The organism is Edaphobacter sp. FHG110511_03 (assembly GCF_059115365.1).
The window spans coordinates 35,294-53,907 of sequence record NZ_JBZYWL010000014.1 but is presented as its reverse complement, the minus strand read 5'-3'; the positions used below and the strand labels follow the sequence as shown (position 1 = coordinate 53,907).

General features: G+C 52.6%; 13 protein-coding genes. 3 read left to right on the top strand and 10 right to left on the bottom strand.

Annotated features, from left to right (window positions below; genetic code table 11):
- The 8 genes from AC5S26_RS28280 to AC5S26_RS28245 all read right to left on the bottom strand — a co-directional run.
- A partial coding sequence (locus AC5S26_RS28280; RefSeq protein WP_494188299.1) for an alpha/beta hydrolase occupies positions 1-637 on the bottom strand: 637 nt, incomplete at its 3' end.
- A gap of 155 nt (positions 638-792) precedes the next feature.
- On the bottom strand, positions 793-1,023 hold the full coding sequence (locus AC5S26_RS28275) for a hypothetical protein (RefSeq protein WP_494188298.1): 231 nt from the start codon (positions 1,021-1,023) through the stop codon (positions 793-795).
- A gap of 511 nt (positions 1,024-1,534) precedes the next feature.
- Positions 1,535-1,822 carry a hypothetical protein gene (locus tag AC5S26_RS28270; protein WP_494188297.1) on the bottom strand — a complete coding sequence of 96 codons (288 nt, stop codon included), beginning with the start codon at positions 1,820-1,822 and terminating at the stop codon, positions 1,535-1,537.
- A gap of 549 nt (positions 1,823-2,371) precedes the next feature.
- Positions 2,372-3,760, bottom strand: a complete 1,389-nt coding sequence (locus AC5S26_RS28265; RefSeq protein ID WP_494188296.1) for a PP2C family protein-serine/threonine phosphatase — start codon at positions 3,758-3,760, stop codon at positions 2,372-2,374.
- Between the two features lie 317 nt (positions 3,761-4,077).
- Positions 4,078-6,414: a hypothetical protein gene (locus AC5S26_RS28260; RefSeq protein ID WP_494188295.1), complete on the bottom strand. Its 2,337-nt coding sequence runs from the start codon at positions 6,412-6,414 to the stop codon at positions 4,078-4,080.
- Entirely contained in the window at positions 6,411-6,764 is a 354-nt protein-coding gene (locus AC5S26_RS28255; RefSeq protein ID WP_494188294.1) for a sulfatase-like hydrolase/transferase, read from the bottom strand. The genes AC5S26_RS28260 and AC5S26_RS28255 overlap by 4 nt, the downstream gene beginning before the upstream one ends.
- A 125-nt stretch (positions 6,765-6,889) precedes the next feature.
- Positions 6,890-7,393 carry a response regulator gene (locus tag AC5S26_RS28250; RefSeq protein ID WP_494188293.1) on the bottom strand — a complete coding sequence of 168 codons (504 nt, stop codon included), beginning with the start codon at positions 7,391-7,393 and terminating at the stop codon, positions 6,890-6,892.
- A gap of 76 nt (positions 7,394-7,469) precedes the next feature.
- Positions 7,470-8,045 (bottom strand): DUF4136 domain-containing protein, encoded by a 576-nt coding sequence (locus AC5S26_RS28245; RefSeq protein ID WP_494188292.1) that lies wholly within the window; start codon positions 8,043-8,045, stop codon positions 7,470-7,472.
- A 432-nt stretch (positions 8,046-8,477) separates the two neighbouring features.
- Between AC5S26_RS28245 and AC5S26_RS28240 the strand changes: the two genes are divergently transcribed.
- The 3 genes from AC5S26_RS28240 (at position 8,478) to AC5S26_RS28230 (ending at position 14,845) form a co-directional block, all read left to right on the top strand.
- Entirely contained in the window at positions 8,478-11,291 is a 2,814-nt protein-coding gene (locus AC5S26_RS28240; RefSeq protein ID WP_494188291.1) for a histidine kinase, read from the top strand.
- A complete protein-coding gene (locus tag AC5S26_RS28235; protein WP_494188290.1) occupies positions 11,272-11,928 on the top strand; it encodes a response regulator in 657 nt (218 codons plus the stop codon). Before AC5S26_RS28240 ends, AC5S26_RS28235 begins: the two co-directional genes overlap by 20 nt.
- Before the next feature lie 1,042 nt (positions 11,929-12,970).
- Positions 12,971-14,845, top strand: a complete 1,875-nt coding sequence (locus tag AC5S26_RS28230) for a hypothetical protein (protein ID WP_494188289.1) — start codon at positions 12,971-12,973, stop codon at positions 14,843-14,845.
- A 486-nt stretch (positions 14,846-15,331) separates the two neighbouring features.
- Here AC5S26_RS28230 and AC5S26_RS28225 read toward each other — a convergent pair whose 3' ends face one another.
- Together AC5S26_RS28225 and AC5S26_RS28220 are read right to left on the bottom strand one after the other, a co-directional pair.
- Complete coding sequence (locus tag AC5S26_RS28225) at positions 15,332-15,889, bottom strand: YceI family protein (RefSeq protein WP_494188288.1); 558 nt, start codon at positions 15,887-15,889, stop codon at positions 15,332-15,334.
- Between the two features lie 167 nt (positions 15,890-16,056).
- Entirely contained in the window at positions 16,057-18,501 is a 2,445-nt protein-coding gene (locus AC5S26_RS28220; RefSeq protein WP_494188287.1) for an arylsulfatase, read from the bottom strand.
- Between the last annotated feature and the right edge of the window lie 113 nt (positions 18,502-18,614).

The following is an 18,614-nucleotide window of genomic DNA, read 5'->3' as shown; positions in this document are numbered from 1 at the left end:
ATGAAGACTTAGCAGGAAACGCCCACGCCACCATCAGGGCGAACTCTTCTTTCCAAAACGCGCCGCCGTGCGACCCAGCTCGCTCTTGCATAACGACATCCGCACCTGCATGGTGGAGCGCGCCCGCCCATGTTCTAGCGTTGTCAAGGAAGAACGGTTCCTGCGTACCGGCGACAAGATACGTGCGCGGAAGTGGTGACAGCATAGTAGCGGGCGGCTTGTAGCCGCCGCCGGGAGAAGCGCAAAGTATGGCTCCGTAGACTTGCGGGTGTCGAAGCCCGAGAGCAAGAGCCAGTTCTCCGGCCGCCGATGCACCGAAGATCGCGGTATGTTCCGCAGGCAGTGCCACGCCGAGGCGCGACCTCGTCCATCGGCGTACATCTTCAACGAAGAACGTTTCATGTGCAGCGAACCGCTCGGGGTCAAAGCCCGGCGAGTAGTCATGAAGGCGCAGTCTCTCATCGGTCAGGCTATGGACACCCACGACCATGGTTGACGGCACCGCCGCTTTTTCAAGACAAAGGCCCCACTCGGCGATTCGTTGACCATCACCTGCAAACACGATGGCTTCAGGCGCCGTCAAGGGAATGTACACCGTGACCTTGCGTCCTCCATCAAACTCGAATGTGTCGGTCATGAACTCTCTCCCGAATTTGAGCAAACCAGCTCACATCAGCTGCATAGGTAACGATAAACGAGCTTCTGTTTACCAATCGATCTGACGCGCCCGTAAGTCTCGTTTTCGGCAACTTCGGAATTAGGCGGTAGTGCGTCACCTGAAAAGTGAAATAACTATTTTGCTAAACCATACGGTTCGTTGATTTCGACCCACTCGCTCGGTTTGACCTCAAACTCCCACTCGCCTTGGTGCAGAGCGTCTTCCAAACTCTCGTGCCATGTATCCGTGCCTGTTCCATCAATGATGTGGTGCATCAGGTAGTAGCCGACTGTTCCAGGATAGTGGGCGATCACGAGTTCTTTGAATGGCGCGAATGGACGCTTGCTGTTGCCGTCTACCAACATATGGTTGGTACGTCCCAGACTGAGGTGTTGGTCCCCGAGTATGACCCTACGATTGCGATGAACTGCTCCATGGCAGTCATGCTACCGTAACTGGTCTTGAACAGTCCGATTCTGAGAAGTCGCGTTTTCGGAAACTTCGCACAGTGCGACGATACCCTCCACCCGAAGTGTGGTCGCCACAACAGACGAAGCGAAAAGCAGAAGATTGCCGAAGCGTTCCATGCAACATTCTGCGGGGTCACAGTGCAACCGCGTTCACATTGTCCTCCCAATACCGAGAAGCATCAAACCTCGAATGGAAAGTTTGGCATATGTCTTCAGACAACTACGAGGCAGCTAAGCTTCCTCCCGCAGACGGCGAAAGGTTGTATACGCGGGGAGGCGTTATGCAGCCTTTTGACCTGAGCAAAAAGCGGAGCTGGGAGGTCGTCGTGAGAAGTAATCAAATGATGACGGCGACCTTCTCAGTGCTACGCCGCTGCTATGACTTCGAGTCGAAAAGAACGCTCATTTACGAGGCTTCCGGAGTGGCAGGAGGCTCGGAGGAATGATGACCTTCATTGAAATCGAAGGCACTTTTATAAACGTTCAGCACATAGTTGCAATCCGGCCCATGGAGGTTAATGGACACCCGGGTAGCGTGGTCAGCCTTGACGAAGGCAAAGGGATGAGCGATCCGCGCCCACCGCATGTGATTGCAAGCTTGATCAATAGAGATGATCAGGTCAAGTAGACGTTTATGTGCGGACGCTACTACAGACGCAATGACAAGCAGAAGATTGCCGCGTTGAAGGAGCATCGTCACGCACCCTCCGGGCGCTAGATCGCATCCAATCATTACAGGAGGGTTTGGAAATGCCCTCGGCCCCCTATAGAGACAGCCAAGCTCTCCACCGCCAGACCCCTTGTCGAGCTGCGTGGGTGCCGGGGAGGCTCCCCCAGGCTTCGACATCGCGTACGAAGGCGCAAACTGGGAGGTCGTCGTCAGGGCCAAGTCGTATAGGAAACGGCGACCTACCCCTTCGAGTGACAGCGATTTCAGCAACGTCGTGTCACCGAATTGGTGCGGCACGTTGTGGAGAAGCTGAGAGCAGGAGAGACTGTGGAGTTCCCTAACCGTTACGAGCTTGGAGAAGTGAAAGGACGGTTTGGTGGAAGTTGGAAGGATTGAAACCTAAAAGTCCGCTTTATACGACTCCCTTCTTAATAGCCCTCTTATGCGCCGTTCAACAAGCTTTTGGACGGACGTGTGAGCCTATCCCTCCTGGGAGGGATGACGGCCCGAGGCCATAACTCCCAGAATTTTTGAAGTCCTGGAAGTGGAAGCGTGGCAGAGAGCGTGTTCATCTCATGCAACTTGTCTAATGCGCTTGATCACGACCGCGGTCAGATCGTCCACCTGCTTCGTGCCGTTAGAGAAAATCTTCACCGCTTCATAGAGCTTCTCGATGATCTCATCTGGAGCAAGGTGTCGCGCCTCACGAACTGATTTGGTGAGCCTTGCCTCGCCGAACTGCTCACCCTTCGCGTCCTCCCACTCAAAAAAACCATCGGTGGCCAGGACCACCATATCGCCAGGTTCCATATCAAGGATGACAGGAGCGCTCGAGTTCAACTCCGGTAACAGGCCAAGCGGAATTGCCTGTGCCCCCAACTCTTCAAAAGTATCGCGGGCGGAATAGTACACAAATAGAGGTCCGTGTCCCGCGGAGAGCAACTCCAATCTGCCCTCTTCTCCAGAACATACCGCGGCCACGAAGGTCGCGAAGCTTCCGGCTGGAAGGTCTTCTCCGAAGTACTGGTTGATGCGTTGCATCGCATTCGCAAGATCGTCATGCGTATCGAAACTTGACCTCGCATAAGCGCGGCACACAGAAGCGAGGAGAGCAGGCCCGATACCATGTCCAGTGACGTCCGCAAGAGTGACAACCAGTCGTCCATCTTGCATCTTCTTCCAATCGAAATAATCGCCCCCCGTAGCGTCGGCGGGCAAATTCCATCCGCTGATCTCCATGCCACTAACCTCGGGTTGAGCGGTAGGCAACAGAGATTGTTGGATCGATCGGGCAATCCCAAGGTCATGTTCCACTTCTTTCAGCTGGCGTTGCATCTCAGCTTCGTGCAGCGCTGCCTGTACATGATTTCGAATTTCACGGCTCACCATGCCCGCGATAAAGCCAGCCGCCAGAAGGATCGCCGCGTAGAACAAAATGGTCGTCTGAGCAATAGAGTGCTGACTTAGATTGTCAAGACTAGGACGCCATCCCAAATAGTACGCACTCGCCAAAAAGCCAATGGTCGCTGCGATTCCAGCTATCCTGGAGACCCGAGGATCTAAACGCAGAACAGAAAGGAGGATCATTGGAAAAAGAGCAAGCACCCACGGCGTTGCGAGCGGTCTGTATTCAAAAGCAAGTTGCGAACTTGAAAAACAGGCAATGCCAAGTACTGGAAATGCAATTTCCAAAATGATCGAGAAGGTCCACAAACCTTCCGGGACATCGATCGCTACTTTCAGAGCATTTGAAACAACCGACAACATCCACAATTCATATGTCAAAACAAATAGCAGAGCGACCAAAGCCCATGGGCTTACGGGCGAACTGAAGATGAAAATACGAACCGCGGCCGCAATGACGAAAGCGACAAGAAAAGCCGTCACGCCGTAGATGCGGCGTCGCTCACTCTGAAGAAGTGCTTTGCGGAAGGCTAAGGAATCTATCTGCACGTCGCTCATTGGGATTGCCTAGGGATTAGGATTTTGGCAAACTGCTCTGCCGTGGACCATACCGCTTTGGTGAATGGGAGTAATTCCGTATACCGGCGTGTTTAGAGGCAACTCGCCGAGCTTGACGGATCGCGATGTCAAGGCACCGGCCAATGCATCCAATTTCCTCATCGTATTGAACGACGACATGCTGGACACCTCACGAAACGCAACTAGTATGTACGCTAACGACGGTTGCTGGCTGGTGCGGCTTCAGGCGCTGCAGGAACTTACCGCAAATCGGACTCTGGGTTATGTCGATGGGTCCGTTTCGTCTTTGTTCAGACTCACCTACGCCGGCTGGCGCTCGCACGGGTTGCACTGCGTGACCTTCCACTGCTGCCAGCGGAGCGTTGGTAGTCTGTGGACCGAGCTGACCCTCTTTGACGATTCTGCATTTCAGCGTTGAGACTTTGAGTGGAAGCCGTGTTGGATGATCGTGCCTGATTCATACTTTGGGTGCGTGCCTGCTGAGTGGCAGTCGCGGATGGTTGCTGCGCGGCGGAGCCGCGCTGTGCGTTGGCGTGGCCGTTGGGATTTTGCTGTTGATAGGTTTGCTTTTTTTGTTGTGCTTGCTGCTGGGCCTGCTGTCTATTCTCGGGTGTATCCACGTTGTTCCAGGAGCCCGAGCTATTGTCATATTTATGCCAGCCATCACCCGTGTTCTTGTAGACATTTCCATCCTTTCCGGCATACATATCTCCACCAGACGTCTTTCCGAGAGCCGAGTTTCCGTAGACGCTAGAGGCTCCTATAGCTTTGCCTCCCTCTGAGCCTTGCACGGACCCGACAGTGCCTCTCGCGGTGGAATAGTGTTGCGCGTAACCGGATTTATTTCCATTGGAAACGTAGGATTGTCCCCATTGCGCACTGGGACTGGAACCCTGTCGAGTCGCTGCATATGTTCCTGAGTACGGGTTATAGGCCTGTCCCGCGCTCCTGCTGCCGTATGGTGTCGCGACTGATGCACCCTGCTTGTAGGTACCGGTGTACGGATTATAAGAAGCGGCGCGTGTCGCTGAGCCGTAGGGGCCGTAAGCGGTTGCGTAACGACCGTATGAGCCATTTGCGGTGTTGTAAAAGGAGCCGTAGCCATACGCCGCTGGATGGGGGTGATATATCGGATATCCGTAAGGCGGATGGTACATGTATGGCGGATAGTAGTATCCGGTTCCATTGGCAACAACTGCACCTATCGTGAGACCGATAACGAACGCACCTAGGTATCCGGCTGTGTGACTTGATTCTACGGTTCCGCTGGCGGTGGTCGTCTGGGTCACGTAGGTCACGTTGTAAACGGGCGAACTGGGTGGGATGGTGTAAATCTCTTTTGGAATAGAGCTCGCCGTCGTCCATGGCCCATCGGGTTTTGGAGACAGGAACCACACGCCCTGAAGGCACAGATAGTACACGTCGCCTACTTTGATCACCTTATCGTCTGTGTTGGTGGCGTAGGAAAGCAAGGTCCCCTCGATGGGCGCGAACGTTGGCTTCCCGCTGTAGCTAACCTTGGCCTGCGCCGCAGCCGCCTTGGGATCAACCTCGATGACCGTGGGGATCTGTGCGATCAATACAGCGTCTTTGGCTTCGTCTGTTCCTGGGACGGAGGACAAGATGGCGCTTGCCGGGCTGGAAGCGGGGATGTTCGCAAAATCCTTGGGGAGATCCAGCGAGGCGAAGGTCCATTTGCCGTTCAGATCCTTCGTACGGAACCAACGACCGGCTGCCAAGAAGTAGAAGTCTTTGGTTGGGTTGTAGAGGAAGAAGGCGCTGTCTGTGTTGGTAGCGTAAAGCAGCTCTGTATCAGGAATTTTTGCATAGATCGGTTGTCCGTCGAAGAGGATGACTTCGGCTGGTACAGAGCTATAGAAGACATGTGGGACCGGGGCGGTGGATTGCTGCAGTGGAATTACTGTTTTCAGATCGGCCCATTGCGGATCCTTCGGAAGCTTTTCCATTTCTTTGGGCAGCTTCGTCGCAGCCGACCATGGACCCCGTAGATCGGCTGCGCTAAGCCAGCGTGGACCAGCCAGCATGTAGTACTTCGATTCCCTAGTGTCGAGAAAGACGGCCCACTGCGTATTGACGACGAATTGAAGTTTAGTGTCCTTGATGGCGGTAAGAACGGGTTCCCCATCGACCGACAAAAGTACCGCAGGGCTGTAGTCCACAAATATGGCTGGGGGATCATTCTTGAGGTTGACGGTCTCAACGGTTTGCGGTTTAGGAAGATAGGCAACGACGCGATCAAGCGAGATGTTAACAACTTGCGGAACAAACGTCCTAAACAGCTTTTCCATATTCGCAGAGGTAGTTTGATCCAGTGACGGAAAATAGGTATCCGTTACCTTGATGTCATGAATGAGGACCAGATGCTGATCGCTGTCGACGTTTGTCGTACCAGTGAAGGTAGCGGCTCCGATGACCTGCTTGCCTCCGGCCGGGGTTAGCTGAAATGCCTCGCGCCAGGTGATAATTTTGTGATCCTTCCATTCATCGATCTGCGGTTGATAGACGATTGTTGTGCCGCCAGGTTTATCAAGCTTTCGCGGCCAGCCGGGGTCTTGCGCAATAGCGCTTTCGCCTGCTACGAGGATGGTCAAAATAGTGCTGAGAATCTTCATGCTGAATCTCCTTCTCTGTCAGCCTCAAACGTGCGGGATGGGGTACAACCGGGCTCGACGAGGAACTGCGTCAGCCGCCGGCATTCTCCGGCCAGACGGTCGATACGCGGGGTGGGTATGCCACGCACTTCGCCACTCTTCCGGCAGTGTTGCTGCGTGTAGTAGTCGGTAAACATTGCGCCTTGGTGGGCGACGCGATCGATGTTCGGAGTTTCGTATCTCATCATGCCCTGGCTGTACGCACTGATATTCCAGTGGCCGATGTCATCGCCGAAGAGAACGAGGATGTTGGGTTGTGTTGTTGGGCACTTCCGGGAACCACGCCCAGAAGGATATGGAAAGGACCGCAAGCATCCGCAAAAACAAATCGAGATTTCATTTCATTCACCTTGGTCGTGCGCTGGCTGTTACGGTAGTGGTGGTTGAAGTATCCAGGGGTGCCTCTTATCGGACAACTAGGAAAACTTCTAGGCTGTCATCGGGATAAAGGTGGCGAAATAAATCGATGCCCCGCCAGCGCTTCAACAATGGCAGGAAGCAAATCTACCTGAAGCCTGGACTTGACGACGTAGCCGAGTGCACCTTCTGCCAGACAGGCGTTTACAAACTCAACCCGTTCATGGACCGTGAGGAAGACGATTTTGGCTGCCGATCCGTACTCCTTCAGTTCGTGTGCCGCCTCGATACCTGTCTGCCCGGACATAGATATATCGAGCACAATCAAATCGGGGCTCAGCGTCTTTGCTTGCTTTACGAGATCAACGCCATTAGTCACTGCGCAAACAATGTCATAGTCTCGTTCGAGAAGCTCTCGAACCCGTTCCTGTATGGGCGGATGATCGTCGGCGATGAGAATGCGAGGTCTATTCAACACATGTCCTCCTACTGCGATAACGATGTCGAGAGAACGAACGTACGCAGCAGCACTGGAGTTCCAGACGAAGACATTGCAGGAAAGGGTGTGGCCATGTGAAAACATGGCCCTCATTTTCAAGCTCGATCTGCACAGATTGCCCGACGAAGTTGCTGGCAATCAACTCGGATCGAACTATCTCCTATGATTTCTTTTTTGGTGGATAGTTCTTCAATAGCTTCGCGACCGCTTTCGCAAGGTTCTTCTGTTGTTTATCCGGCTTCGCCTTGGGATCGATTACTTTGGATACCAATCCCTCCCAAACGAGCTGTTTCTTGGCGGCGTCGTACATGTCCACATCAAGGCCGCCGATGTGAATTGTTTCGGTTTGACCCGTAGTGATGCCTGATCCTCCGTAGCCGCGCCAGCCCGGGCCATAGCCCCATCCACTGTTGTAAGACGTGTACTGCTTCTCCTGATGAATTGCTGCCTGATAGGTGATGTATAGGTTGGCTTCATCCGATTCGACTTTGGTTAGTCCTTTTTTCGCAAGCTCGCTATCTAGCGCGGCCCTGAATTGCCTATCGACGAGATCCGATAGTTTCTCTGAGCTTGGGTGATCCACCCATTTGTACGTTTTGAACTTGTCAAAGTCGGCACTCTTGTCGAAGTTATATCGGACATCCTGCGCCATCGTTGAGTGAGCAAACACCATCACCAACATGGCAGCAAAGCCGATGATGGACAACGACTTGCGCTTGATTTGTATTTTGATCATTGCATCCCTCCCGAATAGCGATTTAGCGCCCTAGAAATTGGCGATTTCGGATCGGCGGTTTCTTCCACTCCCGACTGTTTGGCTCGTACCATCAGGCCCGCAGCTCCGAAAACAGGTGTTCACTGCGACTTCATCTATAACTAGCCGTTATCCAACGCGGCCCAGTCATGAACGGATAATGCGCGCCCCCGACGCGAAAGGTCTACTAGGAATTTTCCTAGGTCTAATGAATAGAACAAGAATTGCCAAGCACGCCTCGGTGCGCTACTCTGAAGGCCCCAAAGATGCTTCTATGGTTTCGGCCAATCGCTTGAAGTGTTTCACGGGGCAATCTGGAGATTCACCCGGCCCTAGTAATTCTCAAATTGATTTTGTCTCCTCGGCCTGCGATACCGCGGTTTATGTGCGATTGCTCATGAATTGCAATCAGAGGTGAAAGAAGTGGCAAGTTTGCTTCTTGGCGACCGAAGGCACGGATTCTCCCGGCGGCAATCTTTGCTCGCAGCCATCGCAGGCCTATCGCTTTTCGGTGCGGGCATGGCGCACACACAATTGAAACCAATTAAAAGAGTGCTTGTGATCAGCGAGCTTGGGCTCTCGGCCCCCGCCATCGTGATGATGTTGCAAGAGATTAGATCATCTCTTGAAAGAGAATCCGCCTATCACGTTGAGATCTACAGCGAATATCTCGAAACATCATTGTTCCCAGAGTCAACTTTACAGCAGCACTTCCAGGATGGATATCTTCGCAAGTACAAAGATCGCAAACCAGATGTTGTCGTTGCCGTCGGGCCCACACCCATCACTTTCCTCATGAAGTTCGGTGACCAGTTTGTTCCTGATGTACCCATTGTCTTCTGCGGCAGCAGCAGAGAGCAAGCCGGTACACCTGTCCTTGGCCGTCAGTTCACCGGCGCCTGGCTGAGATTCAAGCCTGAGAAGACCCTCGACGCGGCGCTCAGACTCTTGCCAGAGACCAAACGGGTGTTCGTAGTCGGCGGCGCATCTCCATTCGATCGAGGTATTGAGGAGCTAACACGGCGCGCTTTGAAAGCTTATGAGTCCCGCGTGGAAATCGAGTACCTCACCGACATAGAAATGCCAACTCTGCTCAATTACGTTGGCCACCTTCCCAAGGAAAGCTTCGTCTTCTGGACATCTGTAATGACCGATTCGGCCGGACGGCACTTCATCAATGCAAAGGAGTCAGCACCGATGGTCGCAGCCGCATCCAATGCTCCCGTTTTCGGAATGGCGGATATGCTTGTAGGAAGTGGCATAGTTGGGGGATATGTAAGCAGCTATGCAGCCCAAGCAAGAGTCGCCGCTCAAATGATCGAAAGGATTCTCGAGGGGGCTAGGCCGGAGGTTATCCCCATCATAGACGGAACAAGTGTCTATATGTTCGACTCGAATGCTCTGCGAAGATGGGGCCTCAAAGAGAAGAGTCTTCCAGCGGGCAGCACAGTGCTTTTTCGAAAACCTACAATCTGGAACGCGTATCCGAAACAGCTGACAGCTATCGCAATCGCTCTGCTGATATTGACATGCCTCAGCATCTATCTTTTGTCCGAGCAGAGGCGTCGACGAGTAGCAGAACAATCATTGCAGGCCAATCTTTTGTTCGAGAGACTTATATCTGAGTTGACAAGTCACTTCGTGAATCTTCCGGCCGATACGATTGATACAGGAATCAAGCGGGGCTTGGAAAACCTGCGTTCCTTTTTTAAAGTCGACCGTATTAGCGTATTGGAATTCTCTGTCGATGGACGAGAATTACTCCGGACTCACACGAGTTGGGAAATGCCACGTACGCCGGCGATATATCGGTTTCAACTGGAAGATTATCCGTGGTTTACATCGGCACTTCTCCGTCGAGAGAAGCTGCTAATAGATGATCTTGAAATAGTGGCCGACCTCACGGCCTTCGAAAAAGGCTACTTTAGCTCCAGCGATATTCGCTCCATAGCGTCTGTTCCGTTAGTATCTGGTTCCACTCTTTTGGGCGCACTAGTCCTGATCATGGTGCAAGACAAGGTCGTGTGGCCGAAGACTCTTCTCGACCAATTGACTACGGTGGGTCAAATATTTGCGAACGCGTTGACTAGAAAGCAAGCAGATGACGCATTGGTGAGCAGTGAGATGTTGAAGGGAGCCATTCTCAGCGCACTGAGTAGCAACGTAACCGTTCTTAGCGAATCCGGTGAAGTGATCTTAACCAATTCTCACGGCGCAAAATCGGCTGACCCGCTTGTCCAGGACGGATGTCTACAGAGCGGAACGAACTACCTTGAGATCTGTAGGCATGCCGGCGACAACGGCGACAAAGCGGCTCGATTAGCCAGTTTAGGTATGGACTCAATTCGCGCTGGAGTGCAGGAGCGATTTGAATTCGAATGGCCTTATGACAGTTCGGCCGTTAGCAAGTGCTCCTTGATGACGGTAACGCGCTTGAGCAATCATGCGAACGGGCTCGTAGTCAGCTTCATAGACATCACTGCGCGCAAAGAAGCTGAAGAGGAGAGGCTCGAGCTGAGCGGACGACTGATCCGAGCACAAGAAGACGAACGCAGCCGACTCGCCCGGGAACTTCATGATGACTTCAATCAACGACTTGCCGTTCTTGCTATCGATCTTGAACGAACAGCGGCCGTTGTTCAAGACCGCCCTGAAGAAGCGGCCCACCGGATGCATAGCCTTTGGAAGAGGGTCAGTGAGATTGGCACCGATCTTCATTCTTTGTCGCACCGTCTTCACTCTTCTACACTCGAAAGCCTAGGTCTAGTGTTGGGCCTCAGTTCACTTTGTACAGACTTCACAGCGCAGCAAGATATTCAGGTCGATTTCGCGCACAAGGATGTTCCTAAAAACATTCCTCCGGACGTAGGATTGTGCATATTCAGGGTTGTTCAAGAGGGACTTCGCAATGTCAAAAGACATAGTGGCGCAAAACGCGCTGAAGTGCGCCTTGAAGGAACCTCTGAAGAACTTCATTTGACACTAATGGATGAAGGTTTTGGCTTCGATACCCTGGCACCGCAGCCAAAGGCAGGCCTTGGGCTCCGCAGCATGCGGGAGCGACTTCGGTTACTGGATGGACATGTTGAGATTCGCTCTCATCCTGCGCAAGGCACAATAATTGAAGTTGTGGTACCCCTCGAGATCCCCGTTGCAACTCGCGATGTTGATGTATCAGTCGACGCTCAATTGTTAGAGGTGAAACGAAATGGTATCAGCCACAGATAAACGGCCACGGTGGCCTCGTGTTCTGCTAGCGGACGATCACGTGATGGTACTCGACGGTCTTCGGTCACTTCTCGAAGACAGTTACGAAGTGGTGGGTGCGGTCACCGATGGCCGAGCTCTTGTTATTGAGGCACCAAAACTCAATCCAGATATCATCGTCGTCGATGTGAGTATGCCTTCACTGAATGGCTTGGATGCAGCACTACAACTAATGGCAATACGTCCATGCTCTAAATTCGTGTTCTTAACGATGCAGAATGATCGAAATCTCGCCGCTGCCGTTTCGAATTTGGGATCGGTAGGCTTTGTCCTTAAGCACTCCGCTGCCTCTGAGCTAAATCTCGCGTTATCGGAGGTATTAGGCGGGCGCCCTTATATTACACCTACGCTGCGACCGGAAGACTGGGCTATGCGTGAAACCCGCGCGGAGCAATATTCGAAGCAACTAACTTCTCGCCAGCGCGAAGTCTTGCAGTTGCTCGCTGAAGGTCGTGCGATGAAGGAAATCGCCGCAATGCTTGAAGTGAGTGAGAAAACTGTGTCGTTTCACAAATATCACATCATGGAGCAATTCAATCTAAAGAACAATGCGGATGTGGTGCTTTTCGCTCTCAGGGAGCGCCTCATCCCCGCGTGATGGCGTTCAGGTATTTATGAGGAGTCGGAACCGAAATAAATGCACATTCCTTCGCTCAAAACACAAGAAACAACGCGGCTCGGAAGTGTCACAGTATTTGGTCCGCACACCTGATATTGCGTGGGAATCTTATGGCGCGCTGAGCGCAGTTTCGACATAGTGCCTAGTTGTTCGGTTGTTGCCAGGGAAGGCATACTCAGAAGCGAGTGTCCGGCGTGCTGAAAACCTTTCCATGCGAATTCACACCGGAGCCTAGTTGCAGTCGCAATGATTGCAGTTGCGCGAGATTTCGTTCGTGCCGACGTCACCCAATGGGCCTCCGCTAATGCTCTTCAAAGTGACAACCCATGATGATTGATCCAGGCCAAATACGGTTTATTTGAGAAATGGCTTAGCTGACGGCACAACATACACATACGGAAACACATCAAGGTCGATGTCAGCTACGAACATCAGAACGATACGGGCGGCTGCAAATCGTCAGCGAAACGTATTGTCATTGGTTCTGAAACGTAAGTTTTAAGCCTTGCATTCATTAGAAGATTGAAGCCGATGTCGCCTATCCGGTCGGCGCATATTTCACTCGCAGACCTTCCGTGAGCAGAGCCAACAGTATCGCGATCCTTTGCACGTGTGAAATCGAGTCAGGTGCCCAACACGAATAATGAAACTCGTGAAACGGTACGGCCTGAAGACCTAGGAATTTTCCTAGTTGTTGCTGGGAAGCGGGGAAGAGAAACTGCATCATGCCCCGCCAGTTCAAAGGCGAACCTCTTTGGTGATGGACAGGTGATGAGATGCGCCCCTCTATTGATCACATGACCAGCTGCAGCTGAAGGTCTAACCGTGCTCCGAAAGCGGATCTTGACCGCGCTGTGATTTGCAAAAATTGATTGCTACTAAACCTAAGGCGGGAGGTCACTTTCCTGGATCGATTCCTAATTGTCTTGCTTTTAGTCACCTCCTGCAGCCGGGATTCATCCTCCGGCTCAGCAAAAGGGGTCAATACATGCTAGGCCAATGTGGCGTGGATGCTGAAGTTATGGCTAATCCTGAAATCCTGCGCATCTACGTGACGGCAGTGAGAATGTCTCTTGAAATTACCCGGCTTGAAAATGTGATGCCTCATATGCGAAAGGACCATGGCGACATAGCAATGAAATGGCAGACATTACATTTTCGAGCCGGAAGGCTCGTTCTCGGAGTAACGGTCTCATGTTTTCTGTGCTTCCCTTGTTTTGCCCAGGTTGCAAATGAGATACGGGGCTTCGTCAGTTTGGAAGATGATTGGCACCTTTCGGGTGGAAAAATCACTCGACCGCCACTCCTTGAGCATGAATCTGACGCCCTCCCTGAGGCACCTCAACCTGGCAAATTGGCACCAGCTGTATTCGACACTTTACGGCTTCAGAAGTCTTTTGATACAGCTGAAGAGTTCGAATCAGCTCCTACTATGAACCAGGCAGGGATACCTCTGAATGCTGCACTCGGAGTCGCCCTTCAAAGTACCCAAAAGGTCCTTTCTCGTAAGAGTTCAGAGGAACGATTTGTTGGTCGAAGCGTTGGTGACGAACCGTGGAGAAATGAACGGTTTCACTGGCGCGGCCTCTTAGCTCAATCACTATTCTTCAATGCAATTGAAAGCAGTTTCCGTATCGCATCGGATGATCAGATTCGGCACCTACTCGCACACAAGCCATTTTGGCATGATTATCTTGCGTCTATTCGGAACTTTGATATGAGCCGATGGGATGATGGCGACGAGGCTTTAGTCAATTACGTTGGACACCCAATGCAAGGAGCGGTTAGCGCCTTTATAGAAATTCAAAACGACCCTATCGGACGACAACAGGTAATCGGTCTCAACCACGATTATTGGGTGAGTCGTTTCAAGGGGTTCCTCTGGGCCACCGTATTTAGCGTGCACTCTGAGATCAGCCCTCTCGGGGAGGCGGGAATCGGAAATGAAGGGGGGTGGACGTACCCGGTCGCAAACTGCCATCGCCCGTGTTCTATTTGGAATCCTCAAACGATGCATCACACTAATAACACCGGCTGGGTAGACTTCGTCGTTACGCCTACCGTGGGCTCACTCTGGATGCTCGCTGAGGACGCGATTGACCACTACGTAAGTGATCCGCTGCAAGGCGAAAGCCGCAACGCGCTGTTTCCAAATATTGTACGTGGGGCTCTCAATCCCAGCCGCACGATGGCAAATGCGATGCGCTTCAAGAGCCCCTGGTATCGAGATATTCAGCATGGTGTGTCAACGGATCACCGCGGAATTCACATGCTTGCTTCGGATGATCGAATAGCCAATACGGAAAGCGTGCGTCGCTTCGCTTTGGCAGCACACTATCGTACACCGCCCTTCTACGGTCAGCGGAAGTCGCCGATACCAAACGGAGGCTTCGGCTTCGAGGTTGATTACCGCATCACACCTTGGATCTCGGCCAGCATTTTGATTGACAAACAACACGCGCAGTCAATCGCGAGACAGTCTGCTATTCCCAATGTCGACTCTTTCAGCGTTCCTAGATCCGCCACCGTTGTCGGCGTCGGTGTGCGTTTGACCCATGATCTACCGCACAACACCTTTTCGCTTGCGCTGAGACCAGGGATCATCACGGGGCGAATAAACGTGCCGGCGGGGAGCCCCGCCGTTCGCAGTAATGTTCGGACGGGAGAAGCTGAAAGAACTCATACTGGCGCTACAATCATGCTCTCCAACGACTACAAGATCAATCGACGACTCGCAATTCGTTCATCGTTTGGCGCCTTGATTGTTCGCTACCGCACAGCAATTAAGGATCCAGAGGGCATCGGGACCGCCCCCTACATCTCGTTTCTATCTCACGATAATGTCACCAATCACACCATATGGATGTGGCAAGGCGGACCGGTAGTTCACTTTTGAATATTGTTTGGATATTTGGGGATCTCAAATTGAGAGTCTAAAAGTTTGCCGTTATCTCTCGATCGATACGATCATTCCGAAGTAAAGTTAGCCGCAGTGAGGGAAGACATCATCGCCGGGTTTATGGCGTCACGGCAACTCCGAGACAGGGCGCGAAAGATCAGGGTGAGCATTGGGATTAGAGAACGTCTGGGGCAATACAAGCGCAAGTCGCGGCTCCCGATCAGCCTGAGACTGCCGATCTGACTATGATGATCCCGGCTCTTCCCAGGAATTCTCGACGGAGTTGATAGCAGAAGATCGCAACCGACCTAGCCATCAGGTTAATTATTAATTTGCTCGTTAGCTCAAGATGTAGGCAACACCGTAACTTGCGCTCTGGAAGAGCATATATACCGGTCGTCATAATCTCTTTTGAGGTATGGCTACTGTTGAAACACTACCGCGGGCCCGCTGACTTTTTCGCCTTTGAGTTTTACATTGACCTCAACTCGGTTTAGCGATCTTAATGAAGGGAATGCCGCTGTTCATGCCATAGTCCTTCCGATCGAAGGCCATCGTCCCTACGATCGTGCCTTGGCCGGTTCCCTTGCCGGATAGTGTCAGCAACAGTTTTTCGGGCTTCGTGACTCCGCGTATCGTAAAGTCACCGTCCACTTCAAAAGTATTTGCACTCGTTTGAGCGATCTTTGTTGACTTGAAGGTGATTAGGGGATCTTTATCAGCAGCGAAGAAGTCGTCCCCCTTTAATTTGCTGTTCTTCATACCACTTCCGGTATCCACACTCGCCGCCTGAATTTTGATGTCCAGAACGGCCGATGTGGCTTCAGGAGTCCTAAAGAGCAGGGTGGCGTCCCATTTGTCGAAGGTGCCTCCGATTGACACAGACGCATCTACGCTGAACTTGATCTTGCTTTCGATAGGCGTGATCTTGAAAACAGGAACTCCGCCCGGAGACTGGGCGGCGATTGTTGCGGCGGCTGTCACGAACAGTAGCGGAACGAGCATCGCGAAGAAACGTTGAGAGTTGCGGAACGCTTGCATTTTAGTCTCCTTGGCTCGTGCGGCTCAGTTAGAAAATGGTAGGAGCTTGGGGATCACTGAATCTGCCTCCAAAGCTCGAGAATGTTAGAACGTCTGGTTACTGCAAGTAGGCCTAAACTCGTTCGCCGCTACCTACGTAGATTAGCTGTCGATGTTCAACGTCGAGGTCACTCTAAGTCTGGAGCCACCTCGCCCCGTTTCTTTTCGGCCTCTTGAATTGAAGCATCCGACGCATTCGCCTTCTTCAGCTCGACGGTCACTTTCTTGATCGTTCCGGTGAACTGGTTGTCTCCTTTTGCGTAATCGGTCGTCACGGTCGAGTAGAGGTCCGTGCCTACGTCCGCAGTTTCTGTTCCATAGATCAATGGAATAGTGCGTTCGATTCTGCCCGTTGCGACCTTTTTGCCATTGATTGAGATCGTTCCTGTGCCACCCGCCCCGAGCTTACCCCCGTCATAGACAAAATCGTAGACGACAGTGACATTGCCAGCTGGTATGCGCTCCCTAGACGCAATGGTCGTCACGTTGCCTAAAAAGTTGTAGGCAAACGCAGGCTTGCTGTCTTTGACGTAGAGGCTCCAGCCAGAGTGCGCGCCCCCCTGTGCGAGGATGACCCCCGAAGCACTGCCCCGTGGCATCTCGAGGTCAGCGGTAATCGAAGAGCTCTGATTCTTCACATTGATGAAGGCGTTCTCTTTCATCCCAACCATGCCGGGAAAGACCGTTAATGATGTCCGACCTGCCATGAGATCGGGACGACCGGCGATCGAGGCCACGAATCGCTCCTGGATGCGGTCGTCGAGCGGCAGCACGTTGTTCTTCACCGCCTCTGTAAGAAACAGCGCCTGCATCTCTTTGACCTTATCGGGATACTTAGCAACAAGGTTATTAGAGCAACTGAAATCCTCCGCGGTGTTGTACAACTCCCACTTATCGTCGGCGAAGGTTCCCCGAGGCTTCTTTTCCCAAGCTACTTTATGGAGAGTAGTCGCGTACCATCCGTCTTTGTAGATGCCGCGATTGCCGCCGAACTCGTAGTACTGAACGGTGTGATCGGATTTTGCTTGAGGGTTGGTAAACGAGTTGAGCATGCTCACACCATCCATAGGCTTTTGCGACACACCATTAACCGTCTTGGGTTGCGGTAGTCCCGCAGCTGCGAGAACGGTAGGAGCCACGTCTATCAAGTGGTAGTACTGGTTGCGTATCTCACCTTTTGCCTTGATCACCTTCGGCCAGAACACAACCATGCCGTTGGTTGTACCACCATATTGAGTATGAAACTGCGAATATGCGAAAGGCGTGTTGTCTGCGATCGACCACCCTGCCGGTGGCGTCATCGCTGAGTGTGGTCCGCCAACCTCATTCAGGTGCGCCAGCTGGTATTGGAAGGTCTCAGGAGCCATGTTGAAAGAGCTTAACGTGTTGAAGGTGCCGAGCCGGCCACCGTTCGGGCTTGCACCGTTGTCTCCCGCAATGAAGATGATTAGAGTGTTGTCCATTGCTCCGATATCATCGACGGCCTGCACTACTCTGCCGATCTCGTAATCGGTCAACTCGGCGAAGGCGGCGAAGACCTCCTGATATCGAACCGCGACCTTTTTCTCATCGGGTGTCAATTTGTCCCAATCTTCCATGATGTCGGGCTTGGGTGTCAGATGAGTGTTAGCAGGAACGATGCCGAGCTTCTTCTGGCGCGCAAGAATCTCCTCCCGGTATTTATCCCATCCCTCGTCGAACTTGCCTTTGTACTTGTCACGCCAAGCCTCAGGCAACTGCACAGGGTCGTGCATGCCTTGCGCTCCGTAATACACAAAGAAAGGCTTGTCCGGATTGAGAGTCTTCTGTGACTTGATCCAGGAGATGGCATGGTCCGCGATATCGGTCTGGTAGTAGTAGTTCGGGTCTTTCGAAGCAGGAACCAGCGTCGTGTTGTCGTGAACCGACGGCGAGAACTGGTCGGACTCGCCGATCACGTTACCGTAAAACCTTTCGAATCCCAAACCCGTAGGCCACTGGTCGAACGGTCCCGTAAGGCCGCTCTCCCACGGCACGTACTCGTGTGACTTGCCGAACATGGCGGTACTATAGCCGTTGAACCTCATGATCTTTGCGAGGGGTGTCACGCTATTCGGAAGCACGGAACTCTGGCCAGGAAAGCCGGTCGCCATCTCCGAAATCGAACCCATGTTCGCGCTATGCGAATTATGCCCCGTCAAGAGGGCTACCCGGCTCGGCGAGCAGATGGGATTCACATGGAAGTTGTTGTAGACCAATCCGTTTTTCGCGAGGCGATCAAGCGTCGGCAGATTCATCACGCCGCCGAACGTCTTGGAGCCTGCATACCCAAAGTTGTCGAGCAGGATCACGATCACATTGGGAGCGCCTTGCGGAGCCTTGACCTCAAATATCGGGGGAGCTTTCGCATTGCGAGCGTCAAGCTCAGTGATCGCCGGGTAGGTAGGCTCCGCGATTGGCAGTGTAGTCCGGTCTACAGTAGCGGCAGTGGCTGGCACGGCGGTTGGCTCTTTTATTGGCTTTTTGCAAGCCCACATTGTAATCAGCAGCGTGGCTGAAACCAGAGTGACGAGGCAATATGCAAAGCGTCGCATGCTTTCTCCTGTAGATACGAAGATTTGTTCTCGTTCGTCAACAAATCCATGACAAGACTTCCGCATTACCGTCTGAGCTATGAATATGGGTGGAAGGAACCTGCATGCACAAC